General features: G+C 60.0%; 16 protein-coding genes. 1 reads left to right on the forward strand and 15 read right to left on the reverse strand.

Annotated features, from left to right (window positions below):
- Window positions 1–2: 2 nt before the first annotated feature.
- Window positions 3–1,310, forward strand: coding sequence for a citrate synthase (gene gltA, locus D1227_RS18260; protein ID WP_119376635.1), 1,308 nt, complete (start codon window positions 3–5; stop codon window positions 1,308–1,310).
- On the opposite strand, the gene D1227_RS18265 is transcribed toward gltA, so the two are convergent.
- The 15 genes from D1227_RS18265 to dnaE form a co-directional block, all read right to left on the reverse strand.
- On the reverse strand, window positions 1,298–2,452 hold the full coding sequence (locus D1227_RS18265; RefSeq protein WP_119405708.1) for a lipid-A-disaccharide synthase: 1,155 nt from the start codon (window positions 2,450–2,452) through the stop codon (window positions 1,298–1,300). The two genes, gltA and D1227_RS18265, sit on opposite strands and share 13 nt — an antisense overlap.
- A 3-nt stretch (window positions 2,453–2,455) precedes the next feature.
- Window positions 2,456–3,295 carry an LpxI family protein gene (locus D1227_RS18270; RefSeq protein WP_119405709.1) on the reverse strand — a complete coding sequence of 280 codons (840 nt, stop codon included), beginning with the start codon at window positions 3,293–3,295 and terminating at the stop codon, window positions 2,456–2,458.
- A gap of 10 nt (window positions 3,296–3,305) precedes the next feature.
- Window positions 3,306–4,097, reverse strand: coding sequence for an acyl-ACP--UDP-N-acetylglucosamine O-acyltransferase (gene lpxA, locus D1227_RS18275; protein ID WP_119405710.1), 792 nt, complete (start codon window positions 4,095–4,097; stop codon window positions 3,306–3,308).
- Window positions 4,094–5,110: a UDP-3-O-(3-hydroxymyristoyl)glucosamine N-acyltransferase gene (gene lpxD / locus D1227_RS18280; protein ID WP_119405711.1), complete on the reverse strand. Its 1,017-nt coding sequence runs from the start codon at window positions 5,108–5,110 to the stop codon at window positions 4,094–4,096. Before lpxD ends, lpxA begins: the two co-directional genes overlap by 4 nt.
- Before the next feature lie 4 nt (window positions 5,111–5,114).
- The gene (locus D1227_RS18285; protein ID WP_119376630.1) at window positions 5,115–5,708 is read right to left on the reverse strand and encodes an OmpH/Skp family outer membrane protein; all 594 of its coding nucleotides are present in this window, start codon (window positions 5,706–5,708) and stop codon (window positions 5,115–5,117) included.
- Window positions 5,709–5,728: 20 nt separating this feature from the next.
- Entirely contained in the window at window positions 5,729–8,275 is a 2,547-nt protein-coding gene (gene bamA, locus D1227_RS18290; RefSeq protein WP_233349898.1) for an outer membrane protein assembly factor BamA, read from the reverse strand.
- A gap of 61 nt (window positions 8,276–8,336) precedes the next feature.
- Window positions 8,337–9,509 (reverse strand): M50 family metallopeptidase, encoded by a 1,173-nt coding sequence (locus tag D1227_RS18295; RefSeq protein WP_119405712.1) that lies wholly within the window; start codon window positions 9,507–9,509, stop codon window positions 8,337–8,339.
- On the reverse strand, window positions 9,506–10,714 hold the full coding sequence (dxr, locus tag D1227_RS18300; RefSeq protein ID WP_119405713.1) for a 1-deoxy-D-xylulose-5-phosphate reductoisomerase: 1,209 nt from the start codon (window positions 10,712–10,714) through the stop codon (window positions 9,506–9,508). The genes D1227_RS18295 and dxr overlap by 4 nt, the downstream gene beginning before the upstream one ends.
- Complete coding sequence (locus D1227_RS18305) at window positions 10,714–11,541, reverse strand: phosphatidate cytidylyltransferase (RefSeq protein WP_119405714.1); 828 nt, start codon at window positions 11,539–11,541, stop codon at window positions 10,714–10,716. Before D1227_RS18305 ends, dxr begins: the two co-directional genes overlap by 1 nt.
- Window position 11,542: 1 nt before the next feature.
- Entirely contained in the window at window positions 11,543–12,250 is a 708-nt protein-coding gene (locus tag D1227_RS18310) for an isoprenyl transferase (RefSeq protein ID WP_233349906.1), read from the reverse strand.
- A gap of 56 nt (window positions 12,251–12,306) precedes the next feature.
- Window positions 12,307–12,861 (reverse strand): ribosome recycling factor, encoded by a 555-nt coding sequence (gene frr, locus D1227_RS18315; protein ID WP_119376624.1) that lies wholly within the window; start codon window positions 12,859–12,861, stop codon window positions 12,307–12,309.
- 17 nt (window positions 12,862–12,878) lie between these two features.
- Entirely contained in the window at window positions 12,879–13,616 is a 738-nt protein-coding gene (gene pyrH / locus D1227_RS18320; RefSeq protein ID WP_119376623.1) for a UMP kinase, read from the reverse strand.
- Window positions 13,617–13,704: 88 nt separating this feature from the next.
- Window positions 13,705–14,619: a translation elongation factor Ts gene (tsf, locus tag D1227_RS18325; RefSeq protein ID WP_119405716.1), complete on the reverse strand. Its 915-nt coding sequence runs from the start codon at window positions 14,617–14,619 to the stop codon at window positions 13,705–13,707.
- Between the two features lie 31 nt (window positions 14,620–14,650).
- Window positions 14,651–15,472 carry a 30S ribosomal protein S2 gene (gene rpsB / locus D1227_RS18330; RefSeq protein ID WP_119376621.1) on the reverse strand — a complete coding sequence of 274 codons (822 nt, stop codon included), beginning with the start codon at window positions 15,470–15,472 and terminating at the stop codon, window positions 14,651–14,653.
- A gap of 138 nt (window positions 15,473–15,610) precedes the next feature.
- Complete coding sequence (gene dnaE, locus D1227_RS18335; protein ID WP_119405717.1) at window positions 15,611–19,030, reverse strand: DNA polymerase III subunit alpha; 3,420 nt, start codon at window positions 19,028–19,030, stop codon at window positions 15,611–15,613.
- Window positions 19,031–19,093: the final 63 nt, after the last annotated feature.

Raw genomic sequence — 19,093 nt, forward strand, 5'->3', positions numbered from 1 at the left:
ACATGATCAACAAGACCAAACCTGCCGGCACGGCGAAACTCGAAATCAATGGCACGACATACGATCTACCTATTCTGAGCGGCTCGCTTGGGCCGGATGTTATCGACGTCAAGAAACTCTACGGCCAGGCTGGCGTCTTCACCCTGGATCCCGGTTTCACGTCCACCGCAAGCTGCGAGTCCCAGATCACCTTCATCGACGGCGATGAAGGGATTCTCCTACATCGTGGTTACCCGATCGACGAACTGGCAGACCAATCCGGTTATCTTGAAGTCTGCTACCTGCTTCTGAACGGCAAGCTGCCGACGCAAACGGAATTCAAGTCCTTCGCCAAGGAAGTCACCCAGCATACGCTGCTTCACACGCAGATGGACCGCTTTTTCGATGGCTTCCGCCGTGACAGCCATCCTATGGCCATGCTCACCGGAACCGTTGGCGCGCTGTCGGCCTTCTATCCAAGCTCGATGGACAGCTCTGATCCCGAAGAGCGACGTCTGGCCTCCATCCGCCTCATCGCCAAGATGCCGACGCTCGCCGCGCGCATTTACAAGTATGCCGTTGGCCAGCCTTTCGTTAATCCGCGCAACGACCTCTCATATGCCGAGAACTTCCTGCGCATGTGCTTCTCTGTTCCAGCCGAGGAATACAAGATCAGCCCGACGCTCGCCAAGGCGATGGATCGCTTCTTCATCCTGCACGCAGACCACGAACAGAACGCCTCGACGTCGACCGTGCGTCTTGCTGGTTCATCGGGCGCCCACCCCTACGCGGCCATTGCTGCCGGCGTCGCAAGCCTCTGGGGACCATCACACGGTGGCGCGAACGAAGCCTGCCTCAACATGTTGCAGGAAATCGGTTCAGTGGACCGCATCCCGGAATTCATCGCGCGCGCGAAGGACAAGGACGACCCCTTCCGCCTGATGGGCTTCGGCCACCGCGTCTACAAGAACTACGACCCACGCGCCAAAGTCATGCAGCAGACCGCGCATGAAGTCCTCGACGAACTTGGCGTTCGCGACACACCGATCCTGAAAGTTGCGATGGAGCTCGAGAAGATCGCGCTTGAAGACGACTACTTCATTGAGAAGAAACTCTACCCCAATGTCGACTTCTATTCAGGCATTATCCTCGATGCCATGGGCTTCCCGACGGAAATGTTCACAGTGCTGTTTGCACTGGCCCGCACAGTCGGCTGGGTGTCCCAGCTCAACGAAATGATCGAGGACCCGACGCAACGCATCGGCCGTCCGCGCCAGATCTATACCGGCGAAGCCAAGCGCAGCTTCGTTCCCGTCAATCAGCGCGGCTGAGCATAGTCCAGAAGCGTTTGCGCGGCGATCTGCGCAGAATCAAGTTGGCTCTCTCCCATCCGGGAGAGAGCTTTTTTTTGCGCATCGATCTGGGCAGACCGCGCCTTGCTGTCCGTGAGCATGGCGAGAGCGGTGTCGGCTATGGGCCCCGCCTTGAAGCGAGTCTGGACAAATTCCGGAACGATTTCAGTGTCATCGGCCGCAATATTCAGGAGCGTTATATGCTTTGGCTTGAACAGGAAGAAACGGGCGAGCGCCCAGGTCACCCAACCCATATGATAACCGACCAGGAAGGGCGTTTCCTGGAGTGCAAGCTCGCTCGTGACGGTTCCGGAACACGCCAGCGCAAAGTCCGCTGCCGACATGATATCGAACCGGTCTGCGCTTGTGGGGGAGAGCAACGCCCATTGCTCGACGTCCGGAAAGGCCTCCAGAAACTGGGCGCGTACATTTGCGGATGGGTGCACCACAATTTGCGCTTCAGGCAAGCTGTCCTTCAGCCGGCGCGCAGCATCCATCAGAACAGGTGCGACCTGGGCGATCTCGCCTCGGCGGCTGCCAGGCAGGACCAGGAGCAAGGGATCGGTCTCCGATACGCCAAGAAGCGCCCTGCCCGCTTTCCTGTCGCCCTTGTGGCCCCTCGACAGGGCCGGGTTGCCCATAACCGTCGTCGGCAGGCCGAACGGCTCATAGAATGGTTCTTCGAAAGCGTGAATGCAGACGAGATGATCAACTGTCTGGGCAAGGGTCTTGGCGCGCCCCGGCCGCGTCGCCCAGACCTGCGGCCCGACAACTTTTACCAGACGGATGTGCGGGGCCCGTTCCCTCACCCGCTGGGCCACTCGCAACGTGTAGCCCCATGAGTCCACGAGTCCGACGACATCCGGCGCGGCCTTGATAATGTCTTCGGCGGCCTGGTCAGCGAGTTCTATCACTCGCTTGTAGATCTTCACGCCTTCCAGAAGCCCTACGACCGATAGCTCCGACGTGTCGATGGGTGAAATGATACCCACGCTGGCGAGATGCTCACCGCCAATGCCATGAATATACGTGTCAGGCGCCATCTTCCGGATGACTTCCACGATCTCAGATGCGAGGAGATCACCTGAAGGTTCGGCGGCGACGAGATAGAGTCCGGGCATGGCTCAGTCCCAACCGGCTGGGAAGCCGTAGACGAAAACACCATGTTCGGCGCAAAGCGCCTCGATCTTGTCCCTGCCCACAAGCAGCGCGCCCGATTCCTCAAGGCCAATACCAGCAAGGCCCGCAGCAGCAACAGACCGGATCGTAGCCGGGCCAATGGTCGGAAGATCAATCCTGCGTTCCTGAATGGGCTTCGGGCGTTTCACCAGAACGCCCTTTCGGTTTGCAGCTGTACCTTTTATCGCGGGATCAAGGTCGTTCAGGCGCGCAAGCATGCCGTCCGTGCCTTCCTGCGCCTCAACGGCGAGCACCAGCCCGTCGACGACCACACAACCCTGACCGATGTCCAGCCGGCCAATTTCCGAGGCGATATGAGCGGCTTTGCGCATATCCAATAGCTGTGTCTCGTCCGGCGCCGGGCCCGCAACGAGCCCCATCGTCATCTTGAGATCGCTGGCGGCTTCCTCAGCGCCGACGACGCGGAACCCCTGTTTCTCGAAATAATCGAGGATTACCCTCAGCAGCGCATCATCGCCCTTGCGAGCGGCCGACACGACCTTTGGCAACAGGCTGGCACCGCGCAGGTCCAGCTTGATGCTGGAAAAGTTCGGGCGCTTCACGATTCCGGCCAGAACCAGCTCCTCGCACTTTTCTTCCTTCAATCGCTTGGCAATGCGGCCGAGCTGGCCAATGCCGATTGTCTCGCCAGGAAATTCCAGAAGCGCTGGCTCCTCGAAGCCCGCTAGCCGCATGACATAGACCGGCCGGCCGCTCTCTCGAGCAGCCTGGGCAATGCTCACCGGAAGACTCCCCAGACCCGCAATGATACCGAGCTTGGACATCGGTATGCCCCTATTCTGGCAGACAGAGCGCCCGGCTCTTGCTGGCCCGTATGAACTGGATGATTTCCAGCAGTTCCGGGCAATCGCCATAGGTCTCCTCGGCATCCGCAACGCGTTCGCTGAATGTGCCTTCCTTGGCGAACAACATGCGATAGGCCGCGCGGAGGTCATGGATGGTTTTCCGGCTGAAGCCCCGCCGCTTCATGCCGACGATATTCAGGCCGGCGAGATGCGCATGATTTCCGATCACTGACCCATACGGAATGACATCGGCGACAGTGATAGCCCCGCCACCGACAAAGGCGTGGCGCCCAATCCGGCAGAACTGATGGATTGCAACCATGCCTCCCATCCAGACCTGTTCACCGATCACAACATGGCCGCCAACAGCGACATTGTTCGCAAACACGCACTTGTCTCCAACGATGCAGTCATGCGCGATATGAACTCCAACCATGAGCAGGCAGTTTTCGCCGACGGTTGTAATGCCGCCATGCTTCGGTGAGCCCGTGTGAACCGTTACGTGTTCACGCAGGATCGTGCCGCTGCCGATGGTCAGGCGCGAGGTACCATCGTCATCAAAGCCGAGAATCTGAGGCGCGCCTCCAATAACGGCACCAGGAAACACCTCCACGCCCTTGCCGAGCTCCGTGCGGCCTGTGACGGTCGCATGCTGGTGAATTATGCAGCCATCTCCCAGCACAACACCCGGACCGACATAGGCAAAAGCGCCGACGGTAACATCAGCGCCCAGCTGGGCGCCGTCTTCAACGATGGCTGTCTGGTGTATCTGTGCCGTCACTTTGTTTTCTTTTCCCCTGATATCTGTTTCTGCAGCCAGGCGACCTCCCGCATCCACTGGCGAATGGGACGCGCAGGCACGCCGCCCCATGTCTCGCCCGCAGGAATTTCGCGGAACACGCCGGCCGCAGCCGCAATCTGCGCGCCGGCACCGATGTGGACATGATCGGCAATACCGGCCCGACCGCCCAGCATTGCTCCATCCTCAATCGTGACCGACCCCGATATACCGGCAAAGGAAGCGAGCGCCACATTCCGTCCGATCACGACATTATGCGCGATCTGGCAAAGATTATCGATCTTTGTCCGTTCGCCGATAATCGTGTCGTCAAAAGCGCCCCTGTCGATACAGGTATTGGCGCCGATCGTCACATAGTCCTGGATGATGACGCGCCCATATTGGGGCGCATCTTCTGCGCCATATGGCCCGCCCATGACGCCAAAACCGCTTTCACCGATCCTGGCGCCCGAATAGATTTTCACGCCGTTACCGATCAGTGCGCACTGTATCGAGGCGTTCGCACCAATCTCGCAATCGCGGCCGATCTGCACGCCGGGGCCGATCACCGCGTTGGGTCCGATGACAGTCCGGTCCCCGATCGCCGCGCCTGCGCCGATAAAGGCCGACGGAGCGACCTGTGCGGTCTGATGAACATTGCTGGGTTTCGAGCCACTCTCTGCAACGTGCCAGCCGCGCGGACGAAGCACGGCGCGGGCTGCAAGTGTGTGACTGTATCGCGGAAAAGGCGTACACAGCGCACTGACCGAATCCGGCAGGGCGTCTGTATGCTCAGGTGTCACAAAGCACGCGGCGGCCTGCGGATTCACGTCGGCCGGCCCTGGCGGACGCTTGCCATCAAAGTAGCAGAGGTCGCCCGGTCCCGCGGATGCCGATGGCGCCACACCCGTGACGAGAACGGCCCCGTCGCCGTGCAGCTCGGCTTCCGCTAGACGCGCAAGCTCTGCTACCGGAACGGGGCCGAGCGATTCGTAGAACCGGTCGTCGATTGGCATGTCGCTACTGCTGCGGTGCCTGCGCCTGGATCTTCTGGCGAACCACTGTCACCGTCGGCATTTTCGCATCCATCTTGCTGATGACGAGGTTGGTGGCGTCGACAGATTCGGAGACATAAATGGCGTCGGAGCGGTCTATCATCACATCCGCATTTTTTTCATTGACGACTTCCTGAAGCACGCCCTGCATGGCCGTAAAGAAGTCACTCCACGCCTTGCGCTCGGTCGCCTGCAGCTCGGCTGCCGCGATCTGGCGCTGGCGGTTGAATGCCTGTGCCTTGCGCGCATAGTCGCGCACTTCCTGGCTCAGCGCCTCGTCCGCGGCGATGGCTTCCATCGACATGTTGGCGGTCTTGGCTTCGAGCGTTTCGCCCTCGGATGCCAGAGCATCGCCAGTTGGCTTAAGCTCCGCGGTCATGTTCTGCTCGATCTGGTTGACCTTGGCGATGATGTCCTTGCCCCCAGCGCTTTCGCGCATGATGCGGGATTGATCGATCACGACAACATTCGCGCCTTGTGCCTGGGCAACAGGAGCGACAATCGCCGCGCTCGTGAAAAGCATCGCAAAGGATGCCAGAGCGGCTTTAAGGAATTGCATTCTTTCCTCCTCAGAAGGTCTCAGAAGCGCGTGGAGGTACTGAACCGGAACGTCTCTGTCCGGTCGTACTCTTCCTTGCGCAGGATTTGTGAGAAATCGAACCGGATCGGTCCGAAAGGTGAGTCCCAGCCCACAGACAGCCCCGCCGATGCGCGAAGGCCCATGGCGTCCTTTGTCAGTTCCACGGTGGTCGTATTGTTACCGGAGCTCGTCCCTACGATCCGCGCCGGATCGATATCGAAGTCGTCCAGCAAACCGACCGAGCCAGCTTCAACAAACAGGGCGGTATCGATGCCGTACTCGTCCGGCAGGAAGTTCGGCACGGTCAATTCGAGCGTACCTTGATAGTAAGCCTTGCCACCGAGCGCATTCAGACGGCGAACATTGACCGTTTCGCCTGTTTCGTTGTCGACTTCCCTGCGGATCACGCGCGGACCGAGACCGGCCACATCGAAACCCCGAAAGCTTGAACCGCCACGGAAGAAGCGGTTGTTGATGCGGATGCCTTCGTCGTCACCAATCGGCTCGATAATGCCGCCTGACAACCGGACACTGGCACGGACACCCTTGAAGATCCCCTTGTAGGTCGCACCGGAGATTTCTGTCCGCAGATAGTTCACATCCCCGCCGACACCCGCGAAGTCCTGGCTGAGCGAAAAGTCAAAACCGCCGGTCGGCTCGATGGGGTCGTTGCGGCGATCCCAATTGAACGAATAGCCGAGGATCGACGAAATTTCGGCGCGCTCACTACGGCAGCTGCGATTTCGATTGATGAAATCAGGCGAGCAGACATCGACAATCTGCGTTCCATCCGGCAACGGATCGGCGTCCGGCGACACCAGCACTTCGCGCTCGAAGTCATCGGAAGGATCGTCCGGCGTTCCATTATCAAATACGACCGTTTCAGTCGCCGCCGTACCATCGGTATTGATGACAATGGGCCGATCATTGAAGTCGAGTTCATCCGACTGCAACCGATAGCGCAGGCCGAGATTTGTGTTCTCGCTCAATGGGAAACCGAAGTTCACGCCAGCACCGACCGTGTCGGTCTTGAAGCCGCCATCGAGAAACTCAGAGAAGTCCGACCGCGTCGAAAAGATATCGATACCCGCTGCAAGGTTGCGGTCGAGGAAACGCGGCTCGCGGAAGCGCAGGTCGACATATTGCTGACGCTGCGAAGCGGAAACGCGCGCGACAACGGTCTGGCCGCGGCCGCGAAGGTTGCGCTGCGAAACGCTGACGTCAAAAAGGAACGCATCGACCGAAGAATAACCGGCCGCGAAGGACAGCTCGCCTGTCGGCTGCTCTTCCACGGCGACTTCGACAACCGTCCGGTCAGGACGTGAGCCGGGTCCCTCGGTGATCTCCACATTCTTGAAGTAACCAAGGGCGCGGACACGGTTTCTGGACCGGTCCAGCAGGACCCGGTTGAATGCGTCGCCTTCCGAAACTCTCAGCTCCCGCCGGATGACACGGTCGAGGGTCGCTGTGTTCCCGACGATATCGATCCGCTCGACATAGACGCGCGGGCCTTCATCGATTGCGAAGGTGACATTGACGCGATTGGTTTCCGGATCGGGCTCGAGCTGTGGCGTGATGTCGACAAACGCATAGCCTGCGATGCCGGCCGCGTAGGTCAGCGTGTCGATCGCGTTTTCGATCTGGTTGCCGCGAAACAGACTGCCTTCCTGAATGGACAGCGCATTACGCAAAGCGGTGGAGTTCAGCTTGTCCAGCTCTGTCTCGACCTGGATGTCGCCGTAATAATACTGGTCGCCCTCTTCCACCGTGTAGGTGATGTAGAAGTCTTCCTGGTCCGGTGTGAGGTCAGCGACGGCAGAGACGACACGGAAGTCGTAATAGCCATTGTTCTGATAGAACTGGCGCAGCAGCTCGCGGTCGTATTCAAGACGGCCCGGGTCATAGTTGTCATTCGAACTGAAGAACCGCCACCAGCGCGACTGGCGCGTGACAATCTCACTCCGGAGGCGCCCGTCGGAATAGGCGTCGTTGCCGATGAAATTGATGGAACGCACGCCCGTCACGGGGCCTTCATTGATGACAAAGACCAGGTCGACACGGTTCTGTTCGAGCGGTTTGTACTGCGGTTCCACGCTCGCAGCGAAGCGGCCGGACTGGCGATACAGCTCAAGGATACGCTGGACGTCCGCCTGCACACGGGCAGCAGTAAAGATACCCCGCGGCGCGACCTCTATCTCTTCGCGCATCTTGTCGTCGTCGATGGCATTGTTGCCCTCGAAAATGACGCGGTTGATGATCGGGTTCTCGACCACGCGGACGATCAGGTCAGAGCCGGATTTTTCGAACGAAGCGTCTGCGAACAGACCTGTTGCAAAGAGGGTCTTGAGCGACAGGTCAATCCGGTCCGGATCAAACGGGTCACCCGGCTCGACCAGCAGATAGGACTGAATCGTGCGATCCTCGATCCGCTGATTTCCCTCAACCACGATCGTCCGGATCGTTTCACCGTAATTCGCTGGCTGTGCTTGAGCCTGTGTCGTTAACCCTGGCGCCGTCGCCAGGGCAACACTTGCAGCAACGCTCATAAGGGACGCAGCGAAAGCAGATCGCATATGTTTACTCTCAATTTACCGTGAAGCCGGGCTATCAGCCCCGGGCGGAGTTGAACAGTCCTGTTTCCAGTACGTCGCCCCATGTGATGAAGACAAACATTCCCAGCAACAAAACCATTCCCGCCATGAGCGCACCTTCTTGAATTCGTGCCGGCATCGGTTTGCCGACTATGGCTTCATAGCAATTGAAAACGATGTGACCACCGTCGAGTACAGGAAATGGAAGTAAATTAAAGAAACCGATTCCTACAGACACCGCTGCGCAGATGCCGATCATGTTCCAGAAAAGCGAATCGACCTTCTGCCAGATCGACGCCTCCTCAACCGACATGGTTCGATTGACGATGCGACGGCTGACATCGCCGATGGCGACCGGCCCACTGAGCGAGCTGAGCTCCTCCTTGCCGGTAACCATGCGCTTGATCATGTCGGTCGTCATGACCAGCGTCGACCAGGTTTGGCCCGTCCCCTTCGCCAGCGCTTCGACAGGATTGTAGCGAATGTGGCGGGCGGTGTCGGGGATGGTCGCCATGACGACGCCAATCGTGCCGAGCTTCTGCATCTGACCCACCGCATTCTCGCGCAGTTGGGCCTCGGGCACCAGCGTTAGGTCAACCATGGTCCCGTCCCGCTCAACCACCGTATCAACCGCACTGTTGCTTGAAGTCGAGACGATGAGCTGGACCTGGCCGGCGCTCTTGATTTCCTTGCCATTCATGGAAACGAGGATGTCCCCAGGCTCCAGCCCGGCCTCGTAGGCTGCGCCGCCTTCGACCACCCCTTCGACGGCCAGGCGGCTTTCATAGCTGCCTTTTACAAGGAAAATCGTCGAAAAGAGTAGCGCTGCAAGAATGAAGTTCGCAGCGGGCCCTGCCGCCGCGATGATGGTGCGGCCGCCTACGCCGATCTCATTGTAAGGCTTGCCTTGCGGCCCAGATTCGACCTTGCCGATATCACTCGGAAGCTGGTGCTCGCCCACGAATTTCACGAACCCGCCAAGCGGAATCCAGTTTACGCGCCAGCGGGTCCCCTTCTTGTCGGTCCGCTCGAAGATCGGCTTGCCGAACCCTACAGAAAACGACTCGACCGCCGCGCCGAAAAAGCGCCCGGCAAAGTAATGCCCGAGCTCGTGGATCACGACCACGATACCCAATAGGAAAACAAGGCTGAGGATGAAAATCGGCGCCTGACTTACAAATTCAATCATTCTACTTCACTCCCGGTCCGTAGAGACGCCTCTGCAATAAGCCTGCCGGAACGCTGACGAACTTCGGCATCCAGGGCAATGATGTCGTCAAGCGAGGCTGCGTCACCGGCGGACACGCCAGATAGCGAACGATCGCCAAGGGCCGCTTCCACGACATCGCTGATATCGGTAAACCGGCACCGGCCATTCAGGAATGCCTCAACTGCACACTCATTGGCGGCATTCATGACCGTTGGCGCTCCGCCCCCCTCATCGAGAGCCTGACGTGCCAGACGAATGGCCGGAAACCGGGCGTCGTCGACGGCGAGGAAATCCAGTTGTGCAAGATCGACAAGATTCAGGCGCTCGACATCAGTCGGCAACCGGCGCTCCGGCCAGGAAAGGGCGTGTGCAATCGGGGTCTTCATGTCGGGCGAACCGAGCTGCGCAAGGACAGAACCATCCCGATAGGCCACTAGCGAATGGATGATGGACTGGGGATGAACAAGCACGTCAATCCGCTGCTGCGGCATCTCGAACAGGTAGGCCGCCTCGATGAGCTCAAGCGCCTTGTTCATGAAGGTTGCGCTATCGACGGAAATCTTCCGTCCCATCGACCAACGCGGGTGCGCACAAGCCTGCTCCGGGGTGACATTGCGAAGGTTCGCGAGGGGTGTTTTCAGGAATGGACCGCCGGACGCCGTCAGCACCAGTTTTTCAACATCTTCCTGGCGCTCCAGCACCTGGAACATCGCATTGTGCTCGGAATCGGTCGGGATAATGTGAGCGCCCGTCTTCTGCGCGACCCGTTTGAGCAAGGGGCCCGCGCAAACCATGCTTTCCTTGTTGGCCAGCGCGACACTGTTTCCAGCCTTGAGCGCGCTGTAGGTGGAGCGCAATCCGGCAATGCCGACAATCGCCGCGAGCAGCCTGTCCACCGGCCTCGCTGCAGCTTCGGCAATTGCATCTGCTCCCGCTGCGACTTCGATGCCTGTACCTGCCAGCTGAGACTTCAATTCCTTGTAGGCGCGATCGTCCGCAACAACAGCCAACCTGGCATTGTAGGTGATCGACTGCCTGGCCAGCGTGTCGACGTCCGAATTCGCGGTCAGCGTATCGATCGAAAAGACGGGGTCCTCGCTCACACTGCCCGCATGCGCCATGACTGAAAGCGCCGAGCGGCCAACCGAGCCAGTCGACCCCATGATTGATACGCGCATCGTCATCAGCCGGCCTCCAGTCCGAGCAGCTCCGGCACGGTGCCAAAGATCGACAATATGACAACCGAGCAGACGCAGGCCATACCAAGACCGTCGACACGGTCCATGACGCCGCCATGCCCCGGGACGAGTCCGCTGGTATCCTTGACGCCAAACCGGCGCTTGAGGGAGGATTCAAACAGGTCGCCCCATTGCGCGACGATTGAAATCAGCAGCCCGGCAATGAGCCAGGGCAGCCTGGGCGCGTCCATCAAGCCCGCAGCGATCAGGCCGCACAAGCCGCTGCACAGCAGCGCTCCGAAGGCGCCGCTCCAAGTCTTTGATGGCGAGTCCTTGGGCGAAAGCGGGGGGCCGCCGAATCCTTGCCCGGCGAAGTAAGCACCCGAATCCGAAGCCCACACGGTGCCCATGAGGATGAGCGCCGCTGCCTGGCCATTCCAGTCGCCTTCACGCAAAAGCAGGAGCCCCAGCGGCAACGCTGAGCCATAGACAATTCCCAAGGCGCCAATCAGTCGATCCCCCATACGAGCCGGATGGATCAGGACGAGGAGGAATGCGCAAGCGGCCAGCAGGCCAAGGGCGACCTGCCAATCTGTCACGACGATCGACAAGGATGGCAGGGCACAGAAAAAGGCCATCAGCGGCATGACCGGAGATGCGGTCATCCTTGCCCACTCATAGCCCATAACAGCGCCGAAGAGGCCGCAGGAGATGGCGAGTGCCGCACCGCCCGCAGACACGACGATGAGCGCGAACGGGATCAGAACAGCCGCAGACAGGACCCGAAGGACCAGCTCGCGGTTTCGGTCGCTTTTTGATTTTGCACTGGCCATGTCAGCCAGCCCCGGACTTCAGCCCGCCAAACCGTCGCTCTCTCGACGCAAAGACTGACAGGGCCTGTTCCAGGCCAGCCTCGCCAAACTCCGGCCAGAGGACATCCATGAAGACCAGCTCAGCATAGGCGCTCTGCCAGATCAGGAAGTTACTCAGGCGCGACTCTTCACCGGTGCGGATGATCAGGTCCGGATCAGGAAATGCCGCAGTATCAAGCCGTGCGGCAATCGCAGCTTCATCTATGTCTTCGGGGTCGAGACGGCCGGCTTTTACGTCCTGTGCGATAGCCCGTGTCGCGCGGGTAATCTCCTCGCGGCCACCATAGTTGAAGGCGATACCGAGATTGAATGCGGTGTTGTGCCTTGTTTCTCGCTCTGCCCGCTCAAGAAGCGTGTTGATCTCCTCGGGCAGGCCCTTGCGGGTCCCAAAGACGCTGACCTTCACGCCTTCCTTGATCAGCTGGTCCAGATCCCGGTTTATAAAGGTCTTCAACAGCGCAAAGAGCGCACTGACCTCGGCAACCGGTCGGCGCCAATTCTCCGTCGAGAAGGAATAGACGGTGAGGTATTGCAGGCCGAGCTTGGGCGCGGCTTTCACGGTCCGGCGCAGCGCCTCGACACCTCTTTCATGTCCAATGGCGCGCGGCAGGCCGTGGCGGGATGCCCAACGCCCGTTTCCATCCATGATGATGCCGACATGTGCAGGCACACCTCTGCCGCCGTCCGCTTCGGGCCGGGGCTGTTCAGAGGGGGCCGGTCGTGCCGTCAAACCTGCATGATCTCCGCTTCTTTGTTCTTCAGAATTTCGTCGATGCGCGCAATGTGAGCATCGGTCATCTTCTGGACGTCTTCGGACAGACCACGTGCCTTGTCCTCACTGATTTCGCCATCTTTCTCGGCTTTTTTCAGCTGGTCCATGCCGTCGCGGCGAACATTGCGGACGGCGACCCGCGCCTGTTCGGCATACTTGCCGGCAACCTTTGTCAGCTCGGTCCGCCGCTCCTCATTGAGGACAGGGATCGGAATACGCAGGTTGTTACCATCGACAACAGGATTCAGGCCGAGACCGGATTCGCGCACAGCCTTGTCGGCCGCACCGACGACCGACTTGTCCCAGATGTTCACAGCAAGGGTCCTGGCGTCCAGCACGGATACCGAACCAACTTGGTTGAGCGGCATCGTTGAGCCGTATGCCGGGACCATGACGGAATCCAGAAGGTTGACCGAAGCCCGGCCCGTCCGAAGACCGCCCAGATCGGACTGCAGCGACGTGATCGCACCATCCATCCGGCGTTCGAGATCTTTCTTGTCTATACTCATGCGTGCAATCTCACATTCTAGGAAATGACCGTCGATGTTCCCTTGCCCAGAAGGACTTCCTGCAAAGCCCCCTTGTTGTGAAGGGAAAATACCACAATCGGAATATTCGTGTCGCGCATCAAGCTGACAGCGCTGGCATCCATCACGCGCAGGTCGCGGGCAAGGACTTCCTGGTAGCCAAGCTGGTCATAGCGCTCGGCCGATGCGTCCAGCTTCGGGTCGGCCGAATAGACACCATCTACCTGCGTCCCCTTGAACATGGCGTGGCAGTTCATTTCAGCGGCCCGCAGAGCCGCGCCCGTATCGGTCGTGAAATAGGGATTGCCGGTCCCCGCCGCGAATATGACCACACGACCCTTTTCCATGTGTCGGATCGCCCTGCGGCGAATATAAGGCTCGCAGACAGTGTTCATCGGAATGGCCGACTGTACACGGGTTGGCACGCCAATCTGTTCAAGAGCACTCTGCATGGCGAGCGCATTCATGACCGTCGCAAGCATGCCCATGGAGTCAGCCTGTGCCCGCTCCATGCCGTTCGCTGCGCCCTGAAGCCCGCGGAAAATATTTCCGCCGCCAATGACGAGGCACAATTCGACGCCGGTATTCTTGAGAGCCGAAGCAATCTCTTCGGCGAAACTCAGACAGGTTGGCATGTGAATGCCAAACTCGGAGGGCCCCATGAGGGCCTCACCCGACAATTTCAGAAGGACACGTTTATAAACGAGTTCGTCAGAACTCTCTGAACCATCAGGCATACTTTAACTCCAGAGACCGAGTTGCTCCTAAAGGATTCCCGGCTGCCTGTCATGGGCAACCGGGATCTTTCAGTGCATTAACTGTGGCCTAGGAGCCGGAAGTCATCGAAGCAACTTCTGCGGCGAAGTCGTCTTCTTCCTTCTCAATGCCTTCGCCGAGCGTGAAGCGGACGAAGCCGACCAGCTTGGCGCCCTGATCTTCGATGAACTGGCCGACCGTCTGGTCGGGGTTCATGACGAAAGGCTGCTCGACAAGGACAACTTCCTTGTAGAACTTCTTCAGGCGGCCTTCGATCATCTTCTCGATGACATTGTCAGGCTTTCCGCTTTCCTTGGCCTGATCCGTGAGGACCTGACGCTCGCGTTCGATCAGCGCCGGGTCGAGATCATCCGTCGTCGCAGATGCCGGGCTGGTGGCAGCAACGTGCATCGCTACCTTACGGCCTGCTTCGGAGACCTTGTCGGCATCGGCGCCTTCAAGCGCAACCAGCACGCCGATCTTGCCCATGTTTGGAGCTTCGGCACTGTGCACATAAGCGGCAACCTGGCCATTCGGCGATTCGAGCTTTGCGGTGCGACGCAGCGTCATGTTTTCACCGATCGTCGCAACGAGGCCGGTGATCATGTCCGTGATCGTGCCACTGCCAGCCGGCGACGCAGCGCCCTGAAGCGCTTCAAGCGTACCGTCGGTTTCGAGCGCCTTGTTGGCGATCTGGCTGAGGGCCGACTGGAACTTTTCGTTGCGCGCAACGAAGTCGGTTTCGGCGTTCAGCTCGACCAGTGCGCCCGTCTTGCCATCGTCAGACAGGACAGCGGCGACAAGGCCGTCTGCGGCCGTGCGGCCGGACTTCTTGGCAGCCTTTGACAAGCCCTTGGCGCGCAGCCAGTCGATTGCGGCTTCCATATCGCCGTCATTCTCGACGAGCGCCTTCTTCGCATCCATCATTCCCGCGCCAGTACGGTCGCGCAGGTCCTTGACCAGAGCGGCTGTGATATTTGCCATCTCAAAGATCCTTTTAGAGTGAGGTTTGGTTTCAGCCTTCGGCTTTGACTTCCGTCTCTTTGCCATCGGTGTCTGCAGCAGCTTCGTCGGCGGCCGCAACATCGGCATCGGTCAGGCCTTCAATGTCTTCCGACTCGCCGAGGTCGATGCCGAGGCCAGCAGAAGATTCCGCAAGGCCGTCGAGAACGGCATCAGCGACAAGGTTGCAGTACATCGATATCGAACGCGCGGCGTCGTCATTGCCCGGGAACGGGAAGTCGACATCATCGGGATCGCAATTGGTATCGATCACGGCCACGACCGGAATGCCAAGCTTCTTGGCTTCCTTGATGGCGATCTGCTCCTTGTTCGTGTCGATCACGAACATCAGGCTCGGCAGGCCGCCCATATTGGCAATACCGCCCAGAGCGCGATCAAGCTTGTCGCGTTCGCGCTCGACATTGAGCAGCTCTTTCTTGGTCAGGCCGGACGCATCGCGATCTGACAGCGTCTCGTCGAGTTCGCGCAGGCGCTTGATCGACTTGGAAACGGTAGACCAGTTGGTCAGCGTGCCGCCGAGCCAGCGATGGTTCATGTAATACTGGGCGCAGCGCTCCGCGGCCTCAGCAATCGGCTGGGCGGCCTGGCGCTTCGTGCCGACGAACAGCACGCGGCCACCCTGGGCAACCGTGTCGCGCACCTGGACGAGTGCCTGGTGCAGCAGCGGAACGGTCTTCGACAGGTCCATGATGTGGATGCCCGAACGGTCGCCGTAGATATACGGCTTCATCTTCGGGTTCCAGCGGTGGGTTTGGTGACCAAAGTGGACGCCAGCCTCGAGCAGCTGACGCATGGAGAATTCAGGCAGAGCCATGACTAGTTTTCCTCTTCCGGTTGACCGGCACGGGCGCTATCGGTCTCAAACGGCTGAGACAGACACCGGATAGCCCGCGCATCGGGGTTGATGGGGCTGGCTTATACAAACTTTGCGCGTTGGCGCAACCGCCCATGTTCAGGCTGCGCGGGTATCCACACGCGCAACGCCCGAAGCCATCTTGAGCGCCCGGAGCGCCTCCAGCCCGGTCGCGTAGACATGCGGCAGCTTCATTGTCACCGTCCGGCCGTCTTCGAGCGGAAGATCCAGATAGATTGCACCGCGGTCGGCGCCGGGTGCGCTGACCAGCCGGTCCGCGACGGCCGCGATCTCTTCATAGTTCGCCCCACGCGACAATTTCACGATAAGCGCCTTCGCCTTCTTGCCGATCCGCGCCTTGTCGATCGGCGTGACCTGCTTGGCGCTGAGCCGGATTTCCTCATCCTGGCGCCGGACATTCACCGTCACGCAGACACTGTTTCCGGTCTCCAGCATGGGCCGGTACATATCCAGTGCTTCAGGCATGACCATGAGCTCGACCTCGCCTGTCGGATCCGACAGGGTTAGGAAGGCGAACTTGCCACCAGAGCGCGACAGCTTCTCCACTCGCCGGCGCACAACACCGATCAGCTCGAGCGGCCTACCATCGACTGCCACATCGCCTATCTGGGCAGAAAGGGTGATGCGGCCATCCTCAAGGCTGTCGAGCACATCATCCAGTGGGTGACCGCTCAGGAAGAAGCCGACCGCTGCGAATTCCTCATCCAGCTTCTGCTGGCCATTCCAGGCCGATGCCTGGGGCAGCGCTGTCCTGACAGCCGGCTCGGCGTCTCCGAAAAGGCCGCCCTGCCCGCCTGCCCTGTCTTCTGCGGCAGACACGGCGGCCGCCGCCAGCAATGGCGCAGCCGCCAGCGCGCTCGCGCGATTAAGCTCCATGCCATCGAAGGCGCCGGCACGGGCCAGCTGCTCGATACATTTCTTGTTCACTGACTTCGGGTCGACGCGCTCGGCAAAGTCGTGCAGCGACTCGAAGGGGCCATTGGCGCGGCGCTCGGCTTCAACATGCTTCATTGCCTCAAGGCCGACGCCCTTGAGTGCGCCGAGCGCATAGACCAGCGCCCCGTCCTGGACATCGAAGTCCGCCGTGGAAAGATTGATATCCGGCTGGATGAGATCGATCTTCAGGCGCTTGGCCTCCTGCACGAAGGCGGCCAGCTTGTCGGTATTGTGAATGTCGAGGCTCATGGACGCGGCCAGGAATTCGACCGGGAAATGGCGCTTCAGATAAGCCGTCTGGTAGCCGATGAGGGCGTAGGCTGCGGCGTGCGACTTGTTGAAGCCGTAACCGGCAAACTTCTCCATCGTATCGAAGATATCGTTCGCAAGCGGCGCCTCGATGCCCTTCAACTCCTTGGCGCCTTTCAGGAAGCGTTCGCGCTGGGCGACCATTTCCTCGACCTTCTTCTTACCCATCGCCCGGCGCAGCAGGTCAGCTTCGCCGAGGGAGTAGCCCGCAATCTCCTGCGCCATCCGCATGACCTGCTCCTGGTAGACAGGCACGCCGTAGGTCGCTTCGAGAATGGGCTCGAGATCGGGATGCTGGTAGCGGATGCTGGAAGGGTCGTCCTTGCCCTGCACATAGACCGGGATGTTGTCCATCGGACCCGGACGATAGAGCGAAATGATGGCAATCACATCTTCAATATTGTGCGGACGGACCTTGCGCAGCGTGTCGCGCATACCCTGACCTTCGAGCTGGAAGACGCCAAGGGTCTGGCCGCTCGCCATCAGGTCGTAAGTCGCCTCATCATTCATCGCCGCCCATTCGGGACCGACATCGCGGCCATCCCGGCGGATGAATTTCAGCGCACGATCAATGACTGTCAGCGTTTTCAGGCCGAGGAAGTCGAACTTCACAAGGCCGGCGGACTCCGCCCACTTCATGTTGAACTGCGTGGCTGGCAGGTCCGAACGGGGGTCGTTGTAAAGCGGGACGAGCTCGGTCAGCGGCCGGTCGCCGATGACGACGCCAGCTGCGTGCGTACCGGCATTCCGGTAAAGCCCCTCCAGCGCCAGCGCCGTTTCGAGCAATTCGCCGACGCGCGGATCCTGCGCGATCTCGTCGTCGAATTTGGGCTCCTCGTCGATGGCCTCCTGCAGCTTCGGCGGATTGGCAGGATTGAACGGGATAAGCTTGGCCAGCCGGTCAACCTGGCCATAGGGCATCTGCATCACCCGGCCCACATCGCGCACGACAGCCTTTGCCTGCAGCGTACCGAACGTGATGATGGCCGCCACGCTGGCGGCGCCATACTTGTCGCGCACATAGCGGATGACCTCGCCGCGCCGCTCCTGACAGAAATCGACGTCAAAGTCCGGCATCGAGACCCGTTCCGGGTTCAGGAAGCGCTCGAAGAGGAGGTCGAACCGAAGCGGGTCGAGGTCGGTGATCGTCAGGGCCCAGGCCACAACCGAACCAGCACCCGAACCACGGCCCGGTCCGACGGGAATATCCTGTTCCTTCGCCCATTTGATGAAGTCCGAAACGATCAGGAAGTAGCCCGGGAACCCCATCTTCTCGATGATGCCGAGTTCGTATGCAAGCCTGTCCTCGTAAGCCGACCGCTCGGCATAGAGCTTCGGCACTTCGGCGAGCCGGGCAGCGAGCCCCTCTTCCGCCTGTGCCCTCAGCTCGTCGATCTCCGAGCGCGAGCCATCGCCGAAACGCGGAAGGATCGGCGCATGCTTGCGCGCCCGGACACCGCAGCGTTTCGCAATCTCGACCGTATTGGCGAGCGCTTCCGGAATGTCCTCGAACAGGGCCGCCATTTCCTCGGCTGTCTTGAGATATTGCTCGGGCGATACGCGCTGGCGGTCATCCTGGCCGAGATACTCACCGTTCGCGATGCACATCATCGCATCGTGAGCCTTGGCATCTTCCGGCTTCATGAAGCGGCAATCATGCGTCGCGACGACGGGCAGGCCAAGCTTGTAGGCCGCATCGATCAGGCCGGGTTCGCTATTGGCTTCATCCGCGATGCCATGCCGGGTGAGTTCGACATAGCAACGCCCCGGATAGGCCGCTGCAAACTCGGACAACGATGCTTCCGCCTCGGCCTGCTTGCCCTTGAGGATGTACTGGGCCGCCTCGCCTTGCGAGCCGCCGGTCAGAAGAATGAGACCGTCTGTTTTCTCAAAGAGATGTTCGCGCTTCAGCCGGGGAACACCATCCTCCGCTTCCAGGTAGGCCGCCGAGGACAGCTCCATCAGGCGCTTGTAGCCCGGCTCGTCCTGAGCATAGATCGAAACCTGGGTCAGCCATTCCTGGTGGCCGCCATCGGTGACATCGAACCGGCACGCCATGATCGGCTGGATGCCGGCTCCGGACAGGAGCTCGGAAATCTCCAGCGCGCCAAACAGATTGTTGCGGTCGGTCACGGCGACAGCCGGGGCCGCGTTCTTTTCCGCCCAGCCGACCAGCTGTTTCGGTGTGATCATGCTTTCGAGCAGAGAATAGCTCGTCCGCACGGCCAAGTGGATAAAGGTCGGTTGGGTCACAGGAAGGGGCACTCCTCCAAACGGAACAAACAGAGTATGCCCCTTTGATGCACTGAGTCGAAG

It is taken from the genome of Henriciella mobilis (assembly GCF_003576315.1).
GTDB lineage: Bacteria > Pseudomonadota > Alphaproteobacteria > Caulobacterales > Hyphomonadaceae > Henriciella > Henriciella mobilis.

Coding starts and splice junctions, on each gene's coding strand:
- dxr (WP_119405713.1), bottom strand. CDS start 10,714: ATGACGATGCGCGTATCAATCATGGGGTCGACTGGCTCGGTTGGCCGC.
- rpsB (WP_119376621.1), bottom strand. CDS start 15,472: ATGGCTCTGCCTGAATTCTCCATGCGTCAGCTGCTCGAGGCTGGCGTC.
- D1227_RS18270 (WP_119405709.1), bottom strand. CDS start 3,295: ATGTCCAAGCTCGGTATCATTGCGGGTCTGGGGAGTCTTCCGGTGAGC.
- D1227_RS18305 (WP_119405714.1), bottom strand. CDS start 11,541: ATGGCCAGTGCAAAATCAAAAAGCGACCGAAACCGCGAGCTGGTCCTT.
- D1227_RS18265 (WP_119405708.1), bottom strand. CDS start 2,452: ATGCCCGGACTCTATCTCGTCGCCGCCGAACCTTCAGGTGATCTCCTC.
- pyrH (WP_119376623.1), bottom strand. CDS start 13,616: ATGCCTGATGGTTCAGAGAGTTCTGACGAACTCGTTTATAAACGTGTC.
- D1227_RS18285 (WP_119376630.1), bottom strand. CDS start 5,708: ATGCAATTCCTTAAAGCCGCTCTGGCATCCTTTGCGATGCTTTTCACG.
- frr (WP_119376624.1), bottom strand. CDS start 12,861: ATGAGTATAGACAAGAAAGATCTCGAACGCCGGATGGATGGTGCGATC.
- gltA (WP_119376635.1), top strand. CDS start 3: ATGATCAACAAGACCAAACCTGCCGGCACGGCGAAACTCGAAATCAAT.
- lpxD (WP_119405711.1), bottom strand. CDS start 5,110: ATGCCAATCGACGACCGGTTCTACGAATCGCTCGGCCCCGTTCCGGTA.
- D1227_RS18295 (WP_119405712.1), bottom strand. CDS start 9,509: ATGATTGAATTTGTAAGTCAGGCGCCGATTTTCATCCTCAGCCTTGTT.
- bamA (WP_233349898.1), bottom strand. CDS start 8,275: ATGAGCGTTGCTGCAAGTGTTGCCCTGGCGACGGCGCCAGGGTTAACG.
- tsf (WP_119405716.1), bottom strand. CDS start 14,619: ATGGCAAATATCACAGCCGCTCTGGTCAAGGACCTGCGCGACCGTACT.